This window comes from Rhizobacter sp. (genome assembly GCA_021153565.1).
In the GTDB taxonomy this organism is placed as follows: domain Bacteria; phylum Pseudomonadota; class Gammaproteobacteria; order Burkholderiales; family Burkholderiaceae_C; genus Albitalea.
Genome location: JAJKJU010000360.1, coordinates 11,507 through 31,623 on the forward strand (window position 1 = coordinate 11,507; position 20,117 = coordinate 31,623).

Annotated in this window: 2 protein-coding genes and 1 pseudogene; 1 reads left to right on the plus strand and 2 read right to left on the minus strand. The window is 63.5% G+C overall.

All coding sequences use genetic code 11. The features are described 5' to 3' along the window. Nucleotides 1-3: 3 nt before the first annotated feature. Together AC30NL_RS22200 and AC30NL_RS22205 are read right to left on the minus strand one after the other, a co-directional pair. Nucleotides 4-852 carry a collagen-binding domain-containing protein gene (locus AC30NL_RS22200; protein WP_489466155.1) on the minus strand — a complete coding sequence of 283 codons (849 nt, stop codon included), beginning with the start codon at nt 850-852 and terminating at the stop codon, nt 4-6. Then, complete coding sequence (locus tag AC30NL_RS22205) at nt 849-18,674, minus strand: CARDB domain-containing protein (protein WP_489466156.1); 17,826 nt, start codon at nt 18,672-18,674, stop codon at nt 849-851. Before AC30NL_RS22205 ends, AC30NL_RS22200 begins: the two co-directional genes overlap by 4 nt. A gap of 634 nt (nt 18,675-19,308) precedes the next feature. On the opposite strand from AC30NL_RS22205, the pseudogene AC30NL_RS22210 reads away from it, so the two are divergent. After that, nucleotides 19,309-19,762 (plus strand): annotated as a pseudogene (locus AC30NL_RS22210) (IS6 family transposase); the annotation flags it as partial. Nucleotides 19,763-20,117: the final 355 nt, after the last annotated feature.

The following is a 20,117-nucleotide window of genomic DNA, read 5'->3' on the forward strand; positions in this document are numbered from 1 at the left end:
GGCTCAGGGTTTCGGTACGAACGGCGTGTAGGTGATGTTCATCGTCGACGTCCACTTGCGCGCGACGACGGAGCCTTCAAGGCGCCCGGTGCTGCTGCAAACGCAGGCGTTGGCCGCGAGCAGGCTGCCCCAGAACGTGAGGCCGTTGAACTGCAGCGTCTCCGCATCGTGGGCGTTGAAGAGCACCCTGCCCTTCCAGCCGGCCAGGGCCACGGTGTCAATGCCGAACGAGATGCGGCGCAGCGTGTCGGCGCTCAAGTTCACAACGATGTGCGCGTCGGGGAGTACGTTGGCGAGAACCACCTTCTGCGTGCCGCCCACCTGCGCGGCCGAGAGCGAGAAGACCTCGACCTCGCTGTTCGTTCCGGTCAGGGTGAGCGTACCGCCAGACACCGAGACTTGGCCCGTGGTGGGCTGGTCGCGCAGCTGCTCGGACATGGCGCTGAGGTACACCCGCTCGGAATCGAAGTCGACGGGCAGGCTCGTGACCTTGCGCAGATCCAGAGTCGCGGCAGTCGTGGCCGCCTTGGTTCCGAGGTACAGCCCGTACCCCGCGCTTGTACTCGACCACAGTGCCCCGCCGGTGTAAGACGAAACGTTGCCACGTACCACCAAGGTCGGCGTGGACGCAAGTGCCGGGGCACCGGCGCCTATCGTGGCCGTCGTCACCGACAGGTTGCCGCCCACAGCAACGCGGCCAGCCGTTGTCGCCATGCCGCTGACGTCCTCGAAGATGAACGCCGAATAGGAACCGGCATTGCCGAGATCGATGTCCAGGGCATGCGATGGCGTGGTGCATAGCGCCACGCCTGCCAGCAGCACCATGCGCCTCCAGGTAGTTTGACTCTTCATAGGCGCCGCTCCACGGCTTCGATCACGCGCGCAATGGCGAGCTTGTCGTCTTCTGCTTGGGTGCCTTGCACCGGTTGCCAAGCCGACTGGGCGGCGATCAATTGACGCAAGGCATCGTCCCAGCGACCGTCGGCAATCGACATCTTTGCGAGTGACAACCATGTGAGCGTGACTGCCTTCGCGCTGGCTTCCGACCCGGTCAAGGCCAAAGCCTGCACCTTGTCGAACGCGGCATTGGCCAGGCTGACCGGCCCGAAGACGTGCAGAGCCAACTGCTGGTTCTGCAAGAGCGTCGAGCTGCCGCTCGCATTGATCTGGTTGACGATGCTCGACACGACGTAGTCGCCTTCCTGTACCGGCGCGCGCAGAGTCGCATCGAAGGCCAGGGCGCCACTTGGCGCTGCGGTGGCACGCCAGCGCAGCGTGGGCAAGCCGCCCTCGACGGTGGACGCAGTGGCTTGCGGCACGGTCTGCAGCACCTGCGCCTGGGCCGGCACCTTTGCCGCGTAGTCGAGCAGTTGCGCCAGCGTGCCGGCATTGTTGACGGCTGCCTTCAACTCGAACACGCCGCCGCCAGCCACTTCGCTCGGCGCTGTGGGATCAAGGTACTGCAAGGTGGCCAGCCCCAGGCCGTTCCATGTGGCGAGGGTTGCGTCGTTCGCCGCCCGCAAGGTACCCGACAGGTCGAACGCGAAGGCCATGGTCCGGCCGCGGCCATAGGTGCCAGAAACGATGCCGAGACCGTTGTTCATGGTTGCGTGGTTCGTTCCAGTGCTGCTGTTGAATCGCACAGGCGTGTTGACCACCAGCGTGGCACTGGGCAGCACGCTGCCGATGGTGTAGATCTGCGTCTGCAGTGACGACCACTTGCCCAGGAAGCTGACACTCGAAACCGTGTCGAGCACCGGGTTGCGGCCCGCCGTCCAACCTTCGGTCAGCAGCGTGTCACCGCGGCGAACGGCAGCTTGTACCTCGGCCGCAGCAAGACTGCCGAGCTTCAGCGCACCGCCGCCGATCCAATAGGTGCTGTAGCGGCCCGAACGCAGCTCGCGCAGGAAGTTCGCCTCGTCGGAAACAACGGTGTGCGCCACGCCACGAGCCGTCAGGTATTGATCAAGCCAGGTGACGCGGTCACTCGTGCAGGCCGACACAGTCGTCGGGTTACTGAACGTTCGGTTGGGGGCGAGGCAGTTGTCCCAAGTGTCATCTTCCTGGCGCGTGCAACGCACGTAGACCAGCAGCTTCTTGGTGCTTGCCAGCGTGGTTTGCAGCCCGATCGCCGTGTTCGGCGCGCTGAGTTGGATGGTGCCTTGGGCGATGGGCATCACGGTGGCGTTCGCGGTAGCGGTCAATGCTGCGTCTAGCAAGGCACCAGCGGTCCCGCTGGCCGCCCAGCTCCACGCATGCTGGTAGGCGCCGCCTTGGGCCAGGGCTGCGACATCGTTGAAGGTCTGCAGCACGGCGCCGGAGGCGTGGTCCCGGATCACGAGCGAAACCTGCACACCGCTGAGCGCGCTGGCCGACGCATTGGTGACACGCGCATCGAGCACCACCGTGTCGCCGATCGCCACGGTGTTCGGGCTGATGCCCAGCGAGCCGCCCAGCGACACCGCCGCGTCGACCTGGAACACGACTGTCTGCTGGCTCTCGTTGCCTGCACGGTCGCTTGCCTTGACGCTCAGCGTGTGGCTTCCATTGGCGGTGACCGCCGTGCCACTGACGAACGGCACCCCGTCGAGCAGGATGTCGGTGGTCGCCAAGTGTTTGTCGGTCACGCTGATCACCGGCGTCGCCGACCCAACGGTGGTACCCCCCTGCACCACGCCGGTGACGGTGATCAGCGGCGGTGTGGCATCTATCGTCAGCGCGAACTCAAGTGGCGCACTGGTGTTGCCCGCAACGTCGGTCGCACGCAGAGCCAGTGTGTAGTCGCCATCAATCGCAGCCGGTGGCGTGACGCCATAGCCGCCTGTGTTGGCTGGCACAGATGTCCATGAGCCATCGACACCGCGCAATTGCACGGCAGACACACCCGTCAACGCGTCGGTGGCCGTAGCCTGCACCAGAGGCATTGCCTTGGCGATGAGCCTCGGTGCGGGCGCCACCAACGTGACCACCGGCGGCGTCAGGTCGACGGTGAAGGCAACCGTTTTGGTCGAGCGGTTGTCTGCCTTGTCGACCGCGTCGATCGTCAGCACGTGGGCGCCCTCGCCCACCGGCGCGCCTGAAACGAATGGCACACCATCGAGCACGATGGCTTGGCTCAGCGGGTTCGCATCGGCCACCGCGATCACCGGGGCCACGCTGGCGCGCGACACCTGCTGATCGGCCACGCCGGTCACCGTGATGAGCGGCGGCGTGTTGTCAATGACTATCGACAAGGTCACCACCGACGAGGTGTTGGACAAAGTGTCTGAGGCACGCGCTTGCAGCGTCACTGGGCCATCAGCAGTTGGCAAGGCGTTGGAGAAGTACAAGCCCGCGCTGGCGTTCTGCGGCAGCATGGCGAACCATGTCTCGGCGCCGCGCAGCAACTCCACTTTGGCAACCGGGGCCTGGCGCGCCGTGGCCAGCGCGGTCACCGTTGCGGTTGAGCGCACCACGGCACCGGCGGCTGGGCCGGTGAAGGCCACGCCCGGCGGCGTGCGTTCAGCCGCCTGGACCCGGGCACGGTCGAGCAGAAGCCAATTGCCACCCACCTGCGCCTCAAGGCGCAGCTCGAAGCTGCCGAGCGGCCAGGTGCCAGACAAGACTGCGGCTTGGGTAACCGCGTTTGCCCGCACACCTGCGAGCTCACCGCTCCAGGACGCAAGCGTCTGGCCATTGGTGGTGTCGAGCGCACGCACCCGCACAACCAGCGGATTGATGGCGGCGCCGAGGTTGGTCAACGAAGAGGTGGTTGGGATGGCTTCGGTGGTGGTGAACACGTCACCAGCCACCTGCAGATGACCCACCACCTGGGGCGCCGTGGGCACGACGACAGCGAACGCGCTCTGCGCAACCGTTGACGGAGTGCCGGCAGGACCGACCGTCAGGCGCGCGGTGTACGACCCCGGTTGCGCGGCCGGCCAAGACAGGTCGACCTGCACTTCGCTGCCTTGCAGCATGCCCTGCAGGTCGATTGAGCGGGTCGCCAAGGTATCGCCGGACCCGGAAAGCACCGCCAGCACAGCCGGGGTGGTGTCCAACGCAGGCACATTGCCACTGAGGTAACGCACCGTGCCTTGCACGTTCACGTTGTCGCCAGTCAGGTATTCACTGCGGTCTGTCACAACTGCCGAACCCAGCGTGGCCCCTGCATCGATTGCGAAGTCTGCTGCCGCACTCGTCACCAGCTGCCCATCGGCACCCAGCAGTTCTGCGGTCACTCGGTAGTCGCCAGCGAAGGTGGTACCCGACGGCCAGGTGTATGCAAGCGTCTGCGGTTGGCCAAAGACCAGGTTCTGCACCGGGCTGGCATCAAAGCGCAACAGTTCGGCACCACCGGTGTCGACGACGTGCACGATCACGCTGCCATCGAACTGGGCGCCCGCATTGACGGCGGTGATGTCTGCCTTGACGGTCTCGCCACCGGCGTATCGCAGCTTGTCGGTACGGACCTGCAGTTCGGGGTGGCCTGTGGATGCCGTCACGAACACCTGGCGAGCCGCCTGGTTGTTGTCTTTGGTGACTTCATCGGTCAGGTTGCCAGGGTCAACCACCGCCATCAGCGTGTAGCGGCCAGGTTGCCCGCCGGTCCACGGCATGCGCAGGGTCTGCTGCGCATCTTTGGCGAGCGCTTGCAGCGAACCGCTGAACAGGGTCGTCACGAGGCCCTGCTCATCAACCGCAATCACCGACACCGGTGTGGCTGACGCGGCGACCCCGAGGTTCTTCACGGTGATGGCAATGTCGGTCGCCTCACCCACCCGCGGCGAGGCCGGGAAGACGAACCAGCTGTCGTTCGTCACAGACCAATCGGGCAAGGTGTCCGAGCTGCGACGCACTTCGAGCGGCAACGCTGGCGCGCTGGTGTTGCCGGCAGCATCGACGGCATACGCGCCGAACATGTTGGAGCCGACGTTCAACGCGGTGTCAGGCAAGAGGAACTGACCGGCCGGCGTGTGCAGCACCAATTGGCCATAGTTCCGCAGGAAGCCGATCGTCTTTGAGGACGACCAGATCGGCGCTCCGTAGCCGACATAACTCTGGCCAGAAAGCACCTCTTCGCTGCCGGTAAAGCCGCGCAGAACCAGACTTCCATCGCGGTTTGCCAGATAGGCATCGCCTTCAGGGGATACGACCGGCCCCGTGTAATCAACACCGGTTGCGTCAGCGAGAGCAACGACGGTGAAATCGGGCAGTGTGACCCGCGCAATCGCGCGTCTACCAAGCGAGCCAGCCTGCTCGACCAAAAGGCCGCTGCCATCCGGGAGCCATGACGGGCTGCGCGGATCGGTAACGCCCGCCACCGTGACATCACGCGTTAGCAGTGGGTCAATCAGCCGCAACCCGTCCGCGGATGTGATGGCGATGGTTTGGCCATCGGGCGACCAGGCCGCCCCGAGGATATCGCCGGCAACAAACCGGCTCGCACCGCTGGCCCACTGAACAATCACCAGGCCAGGTTGCCCCAAGGTGGCGTCATAGGCATTGGTGAGCAATTGGCTGCCGTCCGGCGAGAACGCAAGCAGATCGGCCCGCGCCCAGACCGGGAGCGACAAGACGGTTCGTTTGTCCGTGGTGCGGTCCCAGCGCGAGAGCACGGAATGACCGCTGCGACCGTCGTAGCTCACGACTGCGGCTGAGCGACCATCTGGCGCAAACCGGAAGCCTTCAATATTGGAGTTCGCCAAGAGTGATGCGGAGGCCACCGGCGTGCCGTCACTCTTGTGCACCGCGGTGCCGTTGCTGTTGAAGTACACGAGCGAGCCATCCCGTGCAACATCGAAGACGCTGTTTCCGTTTGTGTAGAGCGTTTGCTGTTGCACTTCGGCGGTCGTATCGACCATGCCGATCTTGCCATCGCCCTTCGTGATCACGACTTGGCTGCCTGGCTCGGCAAATCCGACCAGCGTCGTCTGCGCGTCAGGCGTGAACACCGGCCCAGGGCTGCGGCTTGGCAAGACAAAGTAGGGCGTAGTCGGCGCAAGGCGGTCGTCGGGTTGCGCATTGACCTCGTTCGAGGTGCTGCCGACATTGCCCAGGCCATCCACGCCCAGAACGACGTAGTAGTAGCGAATGCCGTTGTGCACGTCATGGTCGGCGTACGGCGACGCCGGCACACCCGAGGCAAGCACGATGTACGGCCCGCTGGGCCGGGTAGCCCGCTGGAGGACGAACGCGCCAGGCTGCGGCCCGGTACCGACCGTCCAGGTGACGATGGCGACGCCGCCACCGGCTGGCGCCGTGGCCGTTGCCGCAATCGGCGCATTCGGGCCGGCCACTGCAATATCGACCGCCGCCCTGTTTGACGGCAGACTCACGTTGCCGACGCTATCGACCGCGCTCACGACATACCCATAGTGCGCATTGGGCAGTGCCGGGTCGGAATAGCTATGGGTTGCGCCGTTCGTCAAGGTGGCGATCAAAACCCCGTCACGTTGGATCTGGAAGCCAGCAACATCAACATTCGACGGGCCGACCCAGCTGAGTTGAGCGCCGGACAGAGCTGCCTGGGCTTGCAATACAGGGGCATCCGGAGGGGTCACATCGCCCACCGCCGGCTTGGCCTCTGACAAGGGGCTTGCGAACCCGAGTTGGGACACAGCAATCACACCCACGCTGGCATAGCCATCGGGCAGGCTCGCAAAGGTTGCCGAGCGTGTGCTCGTGACTGCGGGCCCACTCAGCCGCACGTCGTTGAGTTGCACATTGGTGTTCGAGTTTTCGGCAATCAGGACACGCAGACGACTGGTGCGGTATGCGCGCGCGAACTTGATGTCAATGTTCGGCTGGCCTGTCGTGTTTTGCAGTTGCGCCAGCGGCACCCAGACTTCGCCGTCGTAGCCTTCGATCCTGTACCGATTGGGGATCTGTCCGTTCCCCCACAACAAGCTCATGCCATCAATGATGCGCCGGGTGTCCAAATTCAGCTCCAGCCACTGACCCGCGATCGGCTCCAAATACGACGGCGACCACCCTGTGGACAGCTCGGTATCAATCGCGCGGTCTGCCGAGTAGTAGCTGCTGTACGGGTACGTGCTGGACGCAGCAATGCTGCTTGGCGTGATCACCGAGTTGCGCAGCACGCCTGCCAGAGCCGGAACATAGCCTTCGAGATCGCCTTCGAGGTTGGACGCCCAGTTCAGCGTCACGTCGTGACCGGCCGCACTCGCGTCCAGACCGGTCGGCGCAGCCGGTGCTTGGCCGCGGAACGCGTGCCAGGGCGCGGGATTGCTGGTGTTGCCCAGATCGTCATGCGCAATGACCTCGAAGCGGTTGTCGCCGAGGGCCAGGGGCACGACATCGAAGTGGTACGAGCCTGTTTCGTCGGATGCGGCTTCGGTGATGTCAGCTCCACCTTGCTTGCGCAGCACAACATGGTGCGTGGCACGGGCTTCGCCGAGCAGCAGCGTTGTGACATCGGGTGTCGGCGTGTAGGGCTGCACGAAGGTCGGCGTGAACACCACGGCCGCAGCGTCATTGCTGGCGCCGGACTCGGTGCCGCCCGCACTGACGGCGGTCACGCGATAGACATAGCCGGCATCGGGGCGACCGGCATCGGTGTAGGTGAGCGCGGCCAGCGGCGTGGTCGTGAGGCGGGTCACGGTCCCCGTGGGTTCAACCCGGTCGATGTGGTAGCCGACGGCGTAGGACGAGCCACTGGCCATCCAGTTCAGCGCCACGTCGCCACCCGTCACGCGGGTGGTCAAGTTGGTCGCCGGGTCGGGCTTGCGCAGGTCGGTGAGGACGAGCGTGATGAAGCCCGGCGCCGGATCGACCTTGCCGCCCTCGTCGGTGGCAACCGCGCGCACGTTGTACGAGCCATAGGGCAGACTTGCGGTGCTCCACTCGATGGTCCAGGGACCGGCGTTATTCGTCAGCGGCACGCCGATGTCGACCCAGGTGCTTGACGCGACTGGCTTGTACTGGAACTGCACGCGTGCGATGTCGGTATCGCGCGATTCACCGATCAAGGTTGTCGTCTGGCTGACCTTGTTGCCATCGGTGGGTTTGGTGATCGGCACATGCGGCGGATGCGTATCGACCGTGAACTCGACCTCGTTGGACGGATCACTGACATTGCCGGCCTGGTCCATCGCCTGCAGAAAATAGCGGTGCTTGCCATCGGGGACGGCAAGATCGTTGTAGGCGGCGGGCTTGATCAGATATGGGACCATGCTGCCAATCACCAAGCCCGTGGCGTTGGCGAGCTGCTGATTCCGGTACAGCAGATAACCTTGCAGATCTGGCTCGGTGTTGGCCGTCCAGGTCAGTGCGATGTTGTTCACCGACAGCGTGCCCTGCAGCAGGATCGGCGCCTTGGGCGGCGTGTTCTTGACCTTCACGGTGACGCTGTCGGTCGCCACCACGCCCGAGAGATCTTCGGCCTCGAGCTTGAGCGTGTACTGCGCACCTTCGATCAGGCTCAGCGTGTTCCAGGCCGACAGTGTGTCAGCGGTGATCGCGAGTGGCGAGCGGCGCAGCAGCTGCCACGCCGCAGGCGCCGTGCCAGCCCCGATGTAGAGGCGATATTCCTTGAAGTCGGCCGGCGACATGGCGGTGCCGCGCACGTCCATCAGGCCCGCGGCCCAGGCGTCGCGCGTTGGCGCAAAGATCTGCGCCACCGGCTGAGACGAACTGACCACGACCCGCCCTTCATTCGACGGCTCGCTCTCGTTGCCAGCACGGTCGACGGCCTTGACGGTGTAGGCGTAGGTGCCTGGTGCCAGGCCGGCATCGAGGTAGGTGGTCGCCGTAAGCAGCGCAGTGTTCACGCGGCTGCCGTTGCGGAACAGGATATAGCCCGCCACGTCGGCTTCGACAGCGGCGTTCCATTTCACGTTGGCATTGTGCCGATTTTGCAGGTCGGCACTCAGCGTCACAGATTGCGGCGCCAGGGTGTCGACCGTCACGTCTTGCACCGCAAACGACTCGTTGCCGGCCTTGTCGAGCACGGTCAGGCGCACGCCATAGACGCCATCTGGCGGCAGCACCGAGAGTGTCGTCAGTGCGGCGTCGTTGATTTCGCTGGTGCCGCGGGCCACTTCGGTCCAGCGGGTCGAGGTCGAGCCCCCCGGGGCCAGCTCGACGCGGTAGTTCACGAAGTTGAGGTCGGTCGCCGTGCCCTTGAGCACGGTGCCGATGCGCAGGTACATCGGCGTGCCGGTGGACTTGATGGTGGCGACCGGCGGCGTGTTGTCGATGGTGATGGGCACGCTGGCCGAGCCCGTCAGCTCGGCTCGGTCGTCGGCTTTCAGGGTCAGCGTGTAGGGGCCATCGGCCACTGTGAGCGGATCCCAGGTGAGCAGCTTGGCCGTGGGCGGCAGCGTGGTGCCCTGGAGCAAGATATTGCCCGCCAGTGTCAGCTGGTAGCTCGCGAGGTGCAGCTCTTCGATGCCGCCTTCGATGGCGTACGGCTGCTTGCGCCCGCTGATGTAGGCGTTGGGTAGCGGCGCCGTGATCGCCGGCTTGGGCGGCGTGCGGTCGAGGATGACGTTGAGTGTGCTGGTCGACTGGTTCTCGGCACGGTCGGCAGCCTTGACGCGCAGCGTGATCGGGCCTTCGGGAATGTCGTCAAGCGGAGCAGTCAGCGTGCCGGTGTCGTCTGTCGCATCGACCAACGACAGGTAGGGCGCGCCGTTGACGGAGACGGACAGATTCGCATCCGAGAACAGCGGATCGGTGGCACGCGCTACCACACCGCCGCGGCCGGCCGTGACGGGGCCCTTGGGCAAAGTGAAGGCGATGACCGGCGGCGTCTTGTCGAGCGTGAACCCGGTGCGAGCCACTTGGCGTGCCGAAACGTCGCCGTTGGTGACGATCTCGGCCGTAAGCACAGCGGCGACGTCTTCATCGGGCTCGACCACACTGCTGTCGTTCCGACCATCCCAGACGATTGAGCCGTTACCAGCCACTGCCGGCACGTTCTTGACCAGGGTCTTGATCTTTGCGCCAGTGGACGTGCGCATGAGGTCCAGCGTCAGGTTCGCGGCGCGTGACAACGAATACAACAACGAAACCTTCTCGCGGCGACCGTCACCGTTGGGCGAGAACGGGTCGGGTGAGGCATTGAACGCCGCGATGATGTCGGCCGGTTCGGTCAGCTGGATGGGCAACTCGAGTAGGCTGCTGTTGCCCACCGTATCAAAGGCACGGACCACGATCTTGGCACCACCCGTGAGCCCTGCCGTATTCCAGGCGGCGAGGTTGATGTGGAAGTTGTTCATGCCGCCGAGGTTCGGCAGGTTCATCGGCGCATCCGGGTTGCGGTCGGACACTGCCGCTACTTCGTAGCGCAAGGGGTGCAGATCAGAGGCCGAGCCCTTGATGAAGAATTCGATCGGCACCGCAGCGTTCGGCTTCGGGCTGTCGATGACGATCGTCGGCGGCGTGTTGTCGACCTCGACCGGCCAGACATCGATCTTCTCATTGCCGCATCCGTCGGTCAGCGTCACGCGGAAGGCGTACAGCCCGTCGGCGACCACCTGCCCGCCGATGTTGCGACCATCCCAAGTGAAAGGACGATCGCCATCTGACAAGGCCAGGTTGCGGGCCAGCGTGGCGACCGCGGGCTCGTCCAGCGGCGTGACATTGCCAGATTGGTCACGCACAGCGCGGAACACTTCCACCTTCACCGTCAAGGCTTCGAGGGCCGTGACCGTGACCGATACGTCATCGGCGACGCCGTCGCCGTTTGGCGAGAACAACCCGCGGTCGATCGACGAGACGCCCTCCACACGACCATCGACGTCGACGGTTACCGGCGTGCAGGCCAAGTGGCCACTCGGGCCGAAGACACGCAGGCGCGCCGTGACCTTGCCAACGAGCGGATCGAGTTCGAAGTGATCTCGGGTGCCTAGGCCAAGGCCATACAGGCGGCCGCTGTTGGCGTGGACGAAATTGCCCGGCCGCGTTGGCCAGACGATGGGACCGGTATCGCCACAGCCCTCCTGCAGTAAACACACGCGATAGTCGTCCGAGGCCGTCGTAGCGGGGACCGAAAGTGCAGTGGCAGGCGCGCCCACCGGCCCGCGCGGGACCCAGCTTTCGTCCGGTTTCTGCAGCTGCAGATCTTGATAAGCCGCGTACGGTTCTTTCACCTCGACCGACATCGGCAGGTAGCCGATGGTGCCGACATTGGGCACGGCGATGTGCGTCGCGCACATCTTCTGGCCGTCCACCGGTGACCCGATTTTCACCTGCGGCGCGGTGTGGTTCACATAAATGTACGGTGAGGCAACTTTCTCCCAGCGGTTTTCGATGTCGAGGAATTCGACCTCGAAATCATGGCGACCCAGGCTCCAGCCCGCCGTGCTGAACAGCTCGTGGAATTCGAAGCCCGAGGACAGATTGTTGAGAGCCGCTTCGAACATCAATTCACGCGAACCGTCGGCCAATACTTTGTACAGGCGCTCTCCGCGGACCATCGGGCTATCGAAGCCGCTGTACCGCGACACGTGCATCGTCACGTGCGCGATCTCTGAAACATCTGCGCCGCAGCTCTGCGCGGGCTCATGCCATGCCAGCCAGGAGAACTGCGGCAGCGCGGGGGAAATCGTGGTGGCAACGGTCCAATAGACGTGCGACTTGAGTTCTTCGCCGTACTGGTCACGCTCGACGATCTGGTACAGCCAGACGCCGTCGCCCGCGTTCGGCAACTGCCAGCGGAACTGCACCACGTTGTCACTATCGTCCAGCTCGGTGATGCCTTTGGACACTTCGGTCGGCGACAGACCGCGCAGAGGCACTGTCGTCCATTGCAGCAGGCGCATGTCGTCTCGGTTCGGCACGCTGACAGGCGGGCGAGATTCGCCCGGCTTGGGCTTGGGTGTCGGCAAGAAGGCGTGGCGCAGCTCGACCTTCACCGCTGGCGATGTCAGGTTGTCGGCGAACGACAGCGCTAGTGCCCCCAGTTCGTAACCCGGCGGTGGCGGAGCCACACTGAGGGCAGAAACCTTGAGCGCGGTGTCACTGAAATTCGTGATGCCGCGAATGCCGATCTTCTCGACCTTCACCGGATCGCCAGGCGCCCAATAGTCGGCAGAGCCCTTCAAGAGCACGAGCTCGCGCACAGTCCGATAGGGGCTCACCGCAGACACCAAGTTGCCGGCCTTGTCCTGCGCGGTGGCACGCAAGCGCGAGCCGGAGAATGTCAGCCAGGTGTTGGAACCACTCAGTTGTGCAGTCGGAAGGCCATATTTGTCTTCAGCCAAATATGGCGGGTCTAGTTGGACCCCCACCGGCAAGGGCTGAACCTGCAAGTCCTTGAAGCCGAACTGCCACACCGCAGGTGGATCACCCCGGCCGAGTTCGAGTTGGACGGTTCCATAGGTCAACAGCCGGTCGGTCGCCACCATGGAGAAAGGCGGCGTCAGCACCTTCCCGATGACTGCTGCCATCACTGGCCGATAGACCACGTGAACAGCGCCTGCGTCGCGGCTCAGCTCCGCCATGAACTGGTTTAACGGTGTTCCATCGGACACCGCGAACGAGACGACGTAGGTACCGGCGGGCAACTCCCGGCTTTGGTCGTCCAGGCCATCCCATGCCAAGGTGTTGGCGCCCGGCCCGAACGAATAGGTGCGCCAGGTCTTGGAAAGCGCGTCTTCAATGCTGGCTGTGTAGCTTCTGTCAGGCGCCATGACGAAGTCGAGGGACGTTACGGCTTCGCGCAGCGCAGCTCCCTGGAACGTGACGAAGCTCGCTGAGTCGGCCACGTAGTTGAACGCGTGGTCGCTGGTCGACAGACGCAACTCGGGGAATACCGTGTCGACCTCGACTGGGAATTCATAGTCGAGCACGCGCAAGGAATATTTGCCATCCGGCGCCACGCGCCCTTCGTCGTCGCGCCCGTCCCATTCGAAGGCGAAGTCGCTGCCGATGCTTGCGTGGTCGCGCTCGATCAGACGCACGCGGGTGCCGTCTTCGCGTTTCACCTCAAAGGCAAGATGCACGGGCTCAAGCACTCTATAGCTGAGCTTGACCTTGTCTTGCACACCGTCGCCATTGGGCGAGATGTAGTCGAAGTCTTTCACCAGATCGGTGATGGACGGCGTATCGCTCCAAGTCACGCGTCTTACAGCTGCGGCGGTATTGCCGGCACGATCTTGGACGGTCAGGCGAACGAAGAAGGTGCCGTAGCTCGGTGGCACCCAAGTCGCGAGATTGGCGCCGAATTTCTCTTCAGTGCCAGGCACTGCGACGGTATGCCATTCAGTTGGGGTCTTCGTGTTCGCATAGTCGAGCTGGTAACTTGCGAAGTTGATGTCGGCAGCCGTGCCACGCAACAGCACGCCGCCTACACGCGGGTCGCGCAGAGGTTGGAGATCCGCCACCAGGTTCTGCAGCGATTCGTAGGCAAACAGCTGCGCGCCGCCGGACGGCGCATAGCAAGAACTTTGAATGTTGGAGCTATCGCGGTAGGACGTGAAGAAGAGACGTCGCCCGCTGGCCGCGAAATTCGACACCGACATGGTCTGCGCATTCGGGTTCAACTCGGGCAGCCCCCATTTCGGGAACAGATCGCTTGATTGCCCGTTGTCGACCTGCGTCGAGTTGTAGCCAGAGCCGTAGTTGCCGCTCGGCAGACGGCCGCTCCACTGTGCCAGCGCCGTGCGGTCGTTCGGCGCCCACCACAGTGACCTTTGACGGTCCAACATCTGCGGATCAACTGAAACCGCACTCAGCGTGCCTTTGCCGATGTGCGCGCGATAAAAGGTCTTGTCTTTGGGCCCGTCTAGTGCGGGCGAGCCTGGTGACCAGTCCGTTGCGGCAACGGCGCCGCCGTACCAGGCATTGGGCCGCGGATCAAGGCTGAACACGAATTCATCGCCGGCACTCGACCATTCCGGGCCTGAGACACTGCTGCCGTACCAACCACTATTGCCGTCGCCAGCGCCCTTTTCCGTGCGGAAGCGCTTGGTCAGGTTGAAATCGGCATCGAACACATCGAATTCGAAGTCGGTGATGTTGCCGGCCTCCACACCCGTTCTCTCAACTGAATCGAAGAGAACAAAATGATTCGAATCGGGCGACCACTTGACGCTTGGAAAGGCAGAGCCAGGGTACAGGTCAGCCGGCGCAGGCATGAGCAAGCCGGTCTCGAAATCGAGCACAGCCAACTCATTTTTTCCCGTACTTGAATTCCAGACGCGCATCAGGGCACGGCGCCGATTCGGCGCAACGTCCAGGTTCAGGCCACCGACATTCCCATGTTCGCGGCTGTCGTAGAGCACGCGCATCGGGCCGGCGGCCGGGTCCACGGGGTAGCGGCGGATTGAGCTGCTGCCATCAGCCAAATTGAGCTGCGCAATGACGGCCGATCCGTCATGGGTCATCAAGATGTTGTTTGCGCTTGAGTAGGCATCGCTCGCTACCATCGCATCGCTGGTAGCGAGCAGGCGCAGGCCGGCACCATCACCGCCGACAGTCCAGATCTCGTGCGGCTGGATGTACTCGCCGCTCGAGCTCTTGTGATAGTTCCACCGACCGAAAACCACGCGCTCACCGCGCATTGATGCCGACAGGTACTGCAGCGAGTTGCCGCCGGCCGCCACGAACGTGGCCGGCACCACGGTGCTGACTTCGCCACCTTGGAGCGCCACGCGGTAGATGCCAGATTGATTGGCAGCCATGCTCGTGACGAACAGCGATTGCTCGTCGAGCGTCGTCGCCCAATCCTGGAACGACGGAACACGACAGGTCAGATTGCGGTAGTACTCGGACGGCGTGCCCGAGGCTCGCAGGATGGGTGTGCGATTCGTGTCGAGTACTGCACTGGCCTGAGCCAGTTGCTGGCCATCGGCCCCAACGGCGCGGAATCGGTAGGTGCCGTCGTTGGCAATGCGTTGGTAGTCGTCACGGCCATCCCAAAGGACCGAACCTTCCGTTTGCGGACCGCTGCCAAGGCCCGTGAAGGTGCGCACGACCAGATCGTTTTCGTCAACGACCAGCACGCGCGTCACTGCGGCAGTGTCGAGGCGGAAACCGAACGAGACCGTGTCTTTGATTCCGTCGCCGTTGGGCGAGAAGTACGGCTCTGACACGAAGGCCGTTCCGTTCTGGACAGTCAGGCTGCGCGTTGCGGTGTTGTTCGCCTTGTTCGTTTCCTGCACGGCGTTCGCCGGGTCGACGACCACCGTCAACGTACGTGCAGCCACCTTGGGTGGCAACGTCAGACTGAAGGTCGCCGTGTGCTTGGATTGGGCGGCTATCGACGCGATGGTTTGTTCACCCAGCACCGTATCGCCATCCAACAAGCGCACAAGCACCGGTGCGGCCGTTTGCTGACCGAGGTTTTGTACGTCGACAGCAACGGTCAAGGTGTCACCCGGCTTGGGCGCGCTGGGCGACAAGTTGATGTTGCCGGCTGACACGGCGAGATCCGGCAAGGCTCTCACGTCGACCACGCGGAAAGCCGTGTTGTCCTCCTTCGAGGTTTCGGTGATCTTGGCAGCGGGGTCGACGGCAACGAAGTAGAGCCGCTCGGCGCTGCCAACCACGTTGGTGAGTTGCGCACTTACCTCGATCGTCGCGCCGGCCGCAATTGTGGGCACCGCCTGAATGGGCGCGAGCAAGACGCCGCCAGCGGCGGGATCGCCTTCGTAGAAACCGAACTCGACATTGGTTGCAGGCTGATTCCCGATGTTGCGAATCGTTGCCTTTAGTGCGAGCGAATGCCCTTCGTTCGCTGGATCCGGATCAATCAGGAAATCGCGGAAGCTGACCGTGAGATTGGGCCCGGCGGGCGGCAGAGCTGCAGTGAACGCGGCGCGCGCTTCGTTGTTGGAGCGATCCAGGTCCGACACCGCAGCGGCGGGGTCAAGTACCACCTTGAATTCAAGCTGCCCGGTGAGGTCGACGCGCCACGGCAGCGCGAAACTCTGTTGTCCACCGGCAGGGATCTGTACGGCAATGCGGCCGATCTCGCGCACGGTGGTGCCATCGCTGACTGTCAGCACGGCCTGGAATGGCGGGGTGTCGGCGGTGCCCTGGTTGTGCAGGGTCGCCTTCAGCGTCACGTCGGCGCCGAGCATCACCTGCCCGGTTGGCACCACCAATTCATTGGCGAATACCGCCGGGTCGAACGAGCTGACGGTGTCGATTTGCACATCCGCGCGGTTGTTGCTGCGATCGATATCTGCCACGGTTGCATCAGCATCAACCACAACTGCAAGCAACTGGCGACCCGGGCGCGTGACCTGGAACGAAGTCGTGACTGCAATCGTGCTGCGACCCAGCAGGTTCACGAGCTTTTCATCGACGACGACCATCGTGTCGGCGGTCGGCCCCATCAGCAGGCGTACCTTGACCCCGATCGCATCGGTCTGGCCGATGTTGGCGAGTTGCGCGACCACGGAGACGTTTGTTGGCAGCCGATTGATCACGGCCGGCATCACTTGCACATCGGTTGCGGTAACGGTCAGATCGGGCTGCACCGGGGCCGAAGCGACCGCGACCCGAACGACCGCTGTGTTGTCGTTGCGTGTCATTTCGCTGCCGAGCGACGCTGGATCGACCACCGCGCTCAACAGGTGATTGCCAGGTTGGTTCAGCGTCGACCAGCTGCCATGCACGACCGCCGTACCGCCCGGCGGGAGCGGCGGCACGGGCATCTCTGCAAGCACCACGCCTGCTACGGGATCGCCATCGAAGACCTTGACCGTGCTAGCTGGGGCTGCGACTGTGCCAGTGTTGTTCACGGCAAGCGACAGTGCCACGCGCTGCCCGTCACGCACCGCGCCTGGCGTGGCCGTCAGCGAAGAAGCGGCCCAGTTGTAGGTCTGAGCCGCACCGAGCGTGCGTATTGCAAGCCCGGTCGCGTAGACGCTGCCGTCCCAACTGCCGTCGGGCTGCTGGGTGGCGTTGAGGAAGTTGAAACCATCGAGCGCGCGCACCGCACCGAGTTGACCGGTGGCTGCGAGCGCCAGCATCACGTTGGAGGTGTCATGCGTGGTACTCGGACTGTCTCCGAACCCGCCATCGCTGTTCTGTCGTCCGGCAAGAAAGCGCGCCGCAGTAGCCACCTGCGGTACAGCATCGAGCGTGGCCAATGCGCGGATGACCTGCGCGGTTGTGGCCGTGCGGCTGACCCCATTGACTGCGTGCGACCAGCCTCCATCTACGTTCTGCTTCGACAGCAGAAAAGCCTTGGCGCGGTCGCGGGCCAGGGCTTGTCGGGTTGGATTCGGATCGAGCGCCAACGCTGTGACAGCGAGCGCCGAGTCGAGCGGCGTGGATTGATAGCCTGGTGCCACACCCCACCCGCCATCTGCATTTTGTGTGCTGGCCAGTTGAGCCCAGTCGGCTTCGGTGGCCTTTGTCGCCAGCGCCTGGATACGGCGCGCCACATAGTCGGTATTGGCGACGGACTGTGTGGTCAGCCAGGCCATCGCCTTGTCAACAATCGCCCGGTCGCCCGGACCGACATCGGCAAGCGCCGATGCCGCGACGACGGTGTCGCGCAAACGGGTTAGCTGGTTGTCGTACCACTCACCTGCCACTTGCTGTTTACCACGCAGCCAGCCGAGTGCAGCAATCACGTTGGCTGTCGACCCCGCTGTACCTACGACCGCACCGGGCAGGCTCGGATCGTTCGGGTGTTCGAGCGGCTTGGGCTCCAGAAAGGCGTGCACAAGGGCCTTGCCAGCGGTCAGCGCCGTCAGGCGCGTCTCGAACGCCTGACGCACCGCATCAACGTTTTGGATTTGGACATCGGAAGGCGCGATGCCGGGACGAGTCAACAGAACGAAGCCAAGGCGGAACTGCTTCTGTGCGTTGTCCGCATTCGGGTCTCGAGCGCCTTCAGCTGCGATGATCTGGTCGATCGTGACATCGTGTCGTGCGCCCTGAATAGTGACACCCGCCTCGGGGATGCGTGTGGCGTCGACACCAGCGCTGTCGATGTAGAAGAACCATGGGACTTCTTCCTTCTTCAACATCCCCATCAAGTACAGATCCAGCGGGCTGAAGAACTGGCGATCGGGCTTGGTAGTGAAGGTGCCGTCGCCGTTGTCGGACCATCGGTTGCCATATTCCACCGAACCGCCAGTGTCGAGCAGGAACGACCAGTGAGCCCCATCACGACCCAAGAGCGCGCCGTTCGCCTGACCGGCGCTGTCCAGGAAATGAACCTTGGCCGCCCACCGGTGAAGCATCTCGTGCGATAGCACGAGCATGGCCTCTTCAAACCGGGGATCGCTCGGGTCAAGGTGGTAGCGGCTGAGCGCCGCCATGTCGATGTAGCCTTGCAACGACCCCTGGCTTCCAAAGTACGAGGTGTTGTCGTACAAGGGCCTGCCGAGGCCCTTGGTATCGTTCTTGACGCCGATGTAAAACGCCCTCGCATCGCCCGTCGTGAACTCGAAGTTTGAGAACACAACGATGAAGTCGTAGCGATCGGAGAAGTGTTTGTAGAACTCCTTCGAAACCTGCGTTCGCGGTTCGACGTTGAGCTGGCCGTTCGCAAGATCGCGAGAGTAGTCGCCAGACAGCTCAACGATGGCCACGTTGCTGCGCGAACCCTGCAACTTTGCGCTGTATCCGCCCGTTGACGGGAACGACACTGGCGCGGGAGCGTCTGCATGCGCCGCCGTGATGGCGGCTGTAAAGAACAGGAGCGCGGGCGCAACAAACGTACGCGTCCATTGCGCAGCTGCGCGCAACCAAGCCGTAGACATGCGAATGCTTCGTGCCGTTCGTTACTTGGTCGAGGGAATCGCAGACAGCGGGGCGATCGTCGTCGTGCTCTTGGCATTCACGCTAGGTGCGAACGGCGGACTACTGCTCACTCGCTGCACCTCAGGCAATTCCTCTGGGTTGGCAGATCGAATCATCCAAGCGGTCTGGCGGACACCCTTGTCATCGACCGCGTCGAATCGGAGTCTGTCCCCCAGAACCTGGGCAAGGCGTGCCCGTGCAGTTGCAAGCGTGGACCCCACCCGTAACGTCACGAGCCGCCGGTCTGGACCACGGAGCACTGCTACTCCTTCGGAGGGGGATATCGCGAGGAGGAAATATTGTTCCAGACGTATCTGCGGAGTTTGTGCCGCGGATGATGCGGCACCATTGGCAATGGCAGCATCAGCTGCTAAGGAAGGGCAGTGCAGCCCCCCCAATAGCAGCGCGAACACGCCCACAAGACATGCTGTCTTGGCTATCGACATCCCAACGCTCATCCCGACCCCTATTTATTGGGGTCGGATTGTGTATCGGAACGTGAAATGGACACACCCCCCAAGGAGGGGGGCGGAGCAAGTCTAGGAGCCGTAGAGAAAAGCAAAAGTGAAGATCCTGCCGGCTCAGGCGCTGGTGTTTCGCAGCCGCAATCGCCCGGTTGGCTCCTCTTGGCGCGTGGGCGAGACCTGCATCAAGGTGGGGCGGGGCAGTGTCTGTACCGTGTCGTTGACCAACTCGGCCAGACGGTGGATTTCCATGATGTGGCCGCAGCGCGCAGATTCTTCGAGCGCCCCATCAGCCGGCATGACGTGCGCGAGAGAAGGGCCATCAGGCCGTGCACGGCCTGATGGCCAACAGCGGTGTGATCATCGAGCTGCGGCAGTCCAAGTATCTGAACAATCTCATCGAGCAGGATCATCGGGCGATCAAACGAATCGTGCGACCCATGCTCGGCTTCAAGACTTCCACTGCGCGCGCAGACTGGTTACAGAAATCGAGACCATGCACATGGTCAAGAAGAGACAGCTCGATTGCCCCAAAAGGCGATGCCCTGTCCGCTGCTGACCAGTTCAACTTACTCGCCGTCTGATCTTCAAATGCGCTGCCGGGATTCGCTTGGCCCGACGCCCCCTATTTCGACAGAACCCTCGGCGATGCCAGTACTTCTGCAGGAAAGGCGCTGACTTAGCGGGCGGCCTGGGTGACCTTGAAGTCCGCGAGGAAGCGGGCGCGCTCATGAGCGACTGTGTGGGGGTTGGCCGAGAAGACTTGCGGCACGGAAGTCGGTAGGCTGCTTCCCCTGATATTCCCCCTGCAAACCGCCCTGTCCGCCCGCCTGGTCGGCCTCCAATTGCTGATAATGCAGAGAGTCTTTAGCCTGGCGGACGCGGCACCCGGGTCTGCACTGACGGCACGGCGTGACCGCCGCGGCCGGTAGGCTAAAG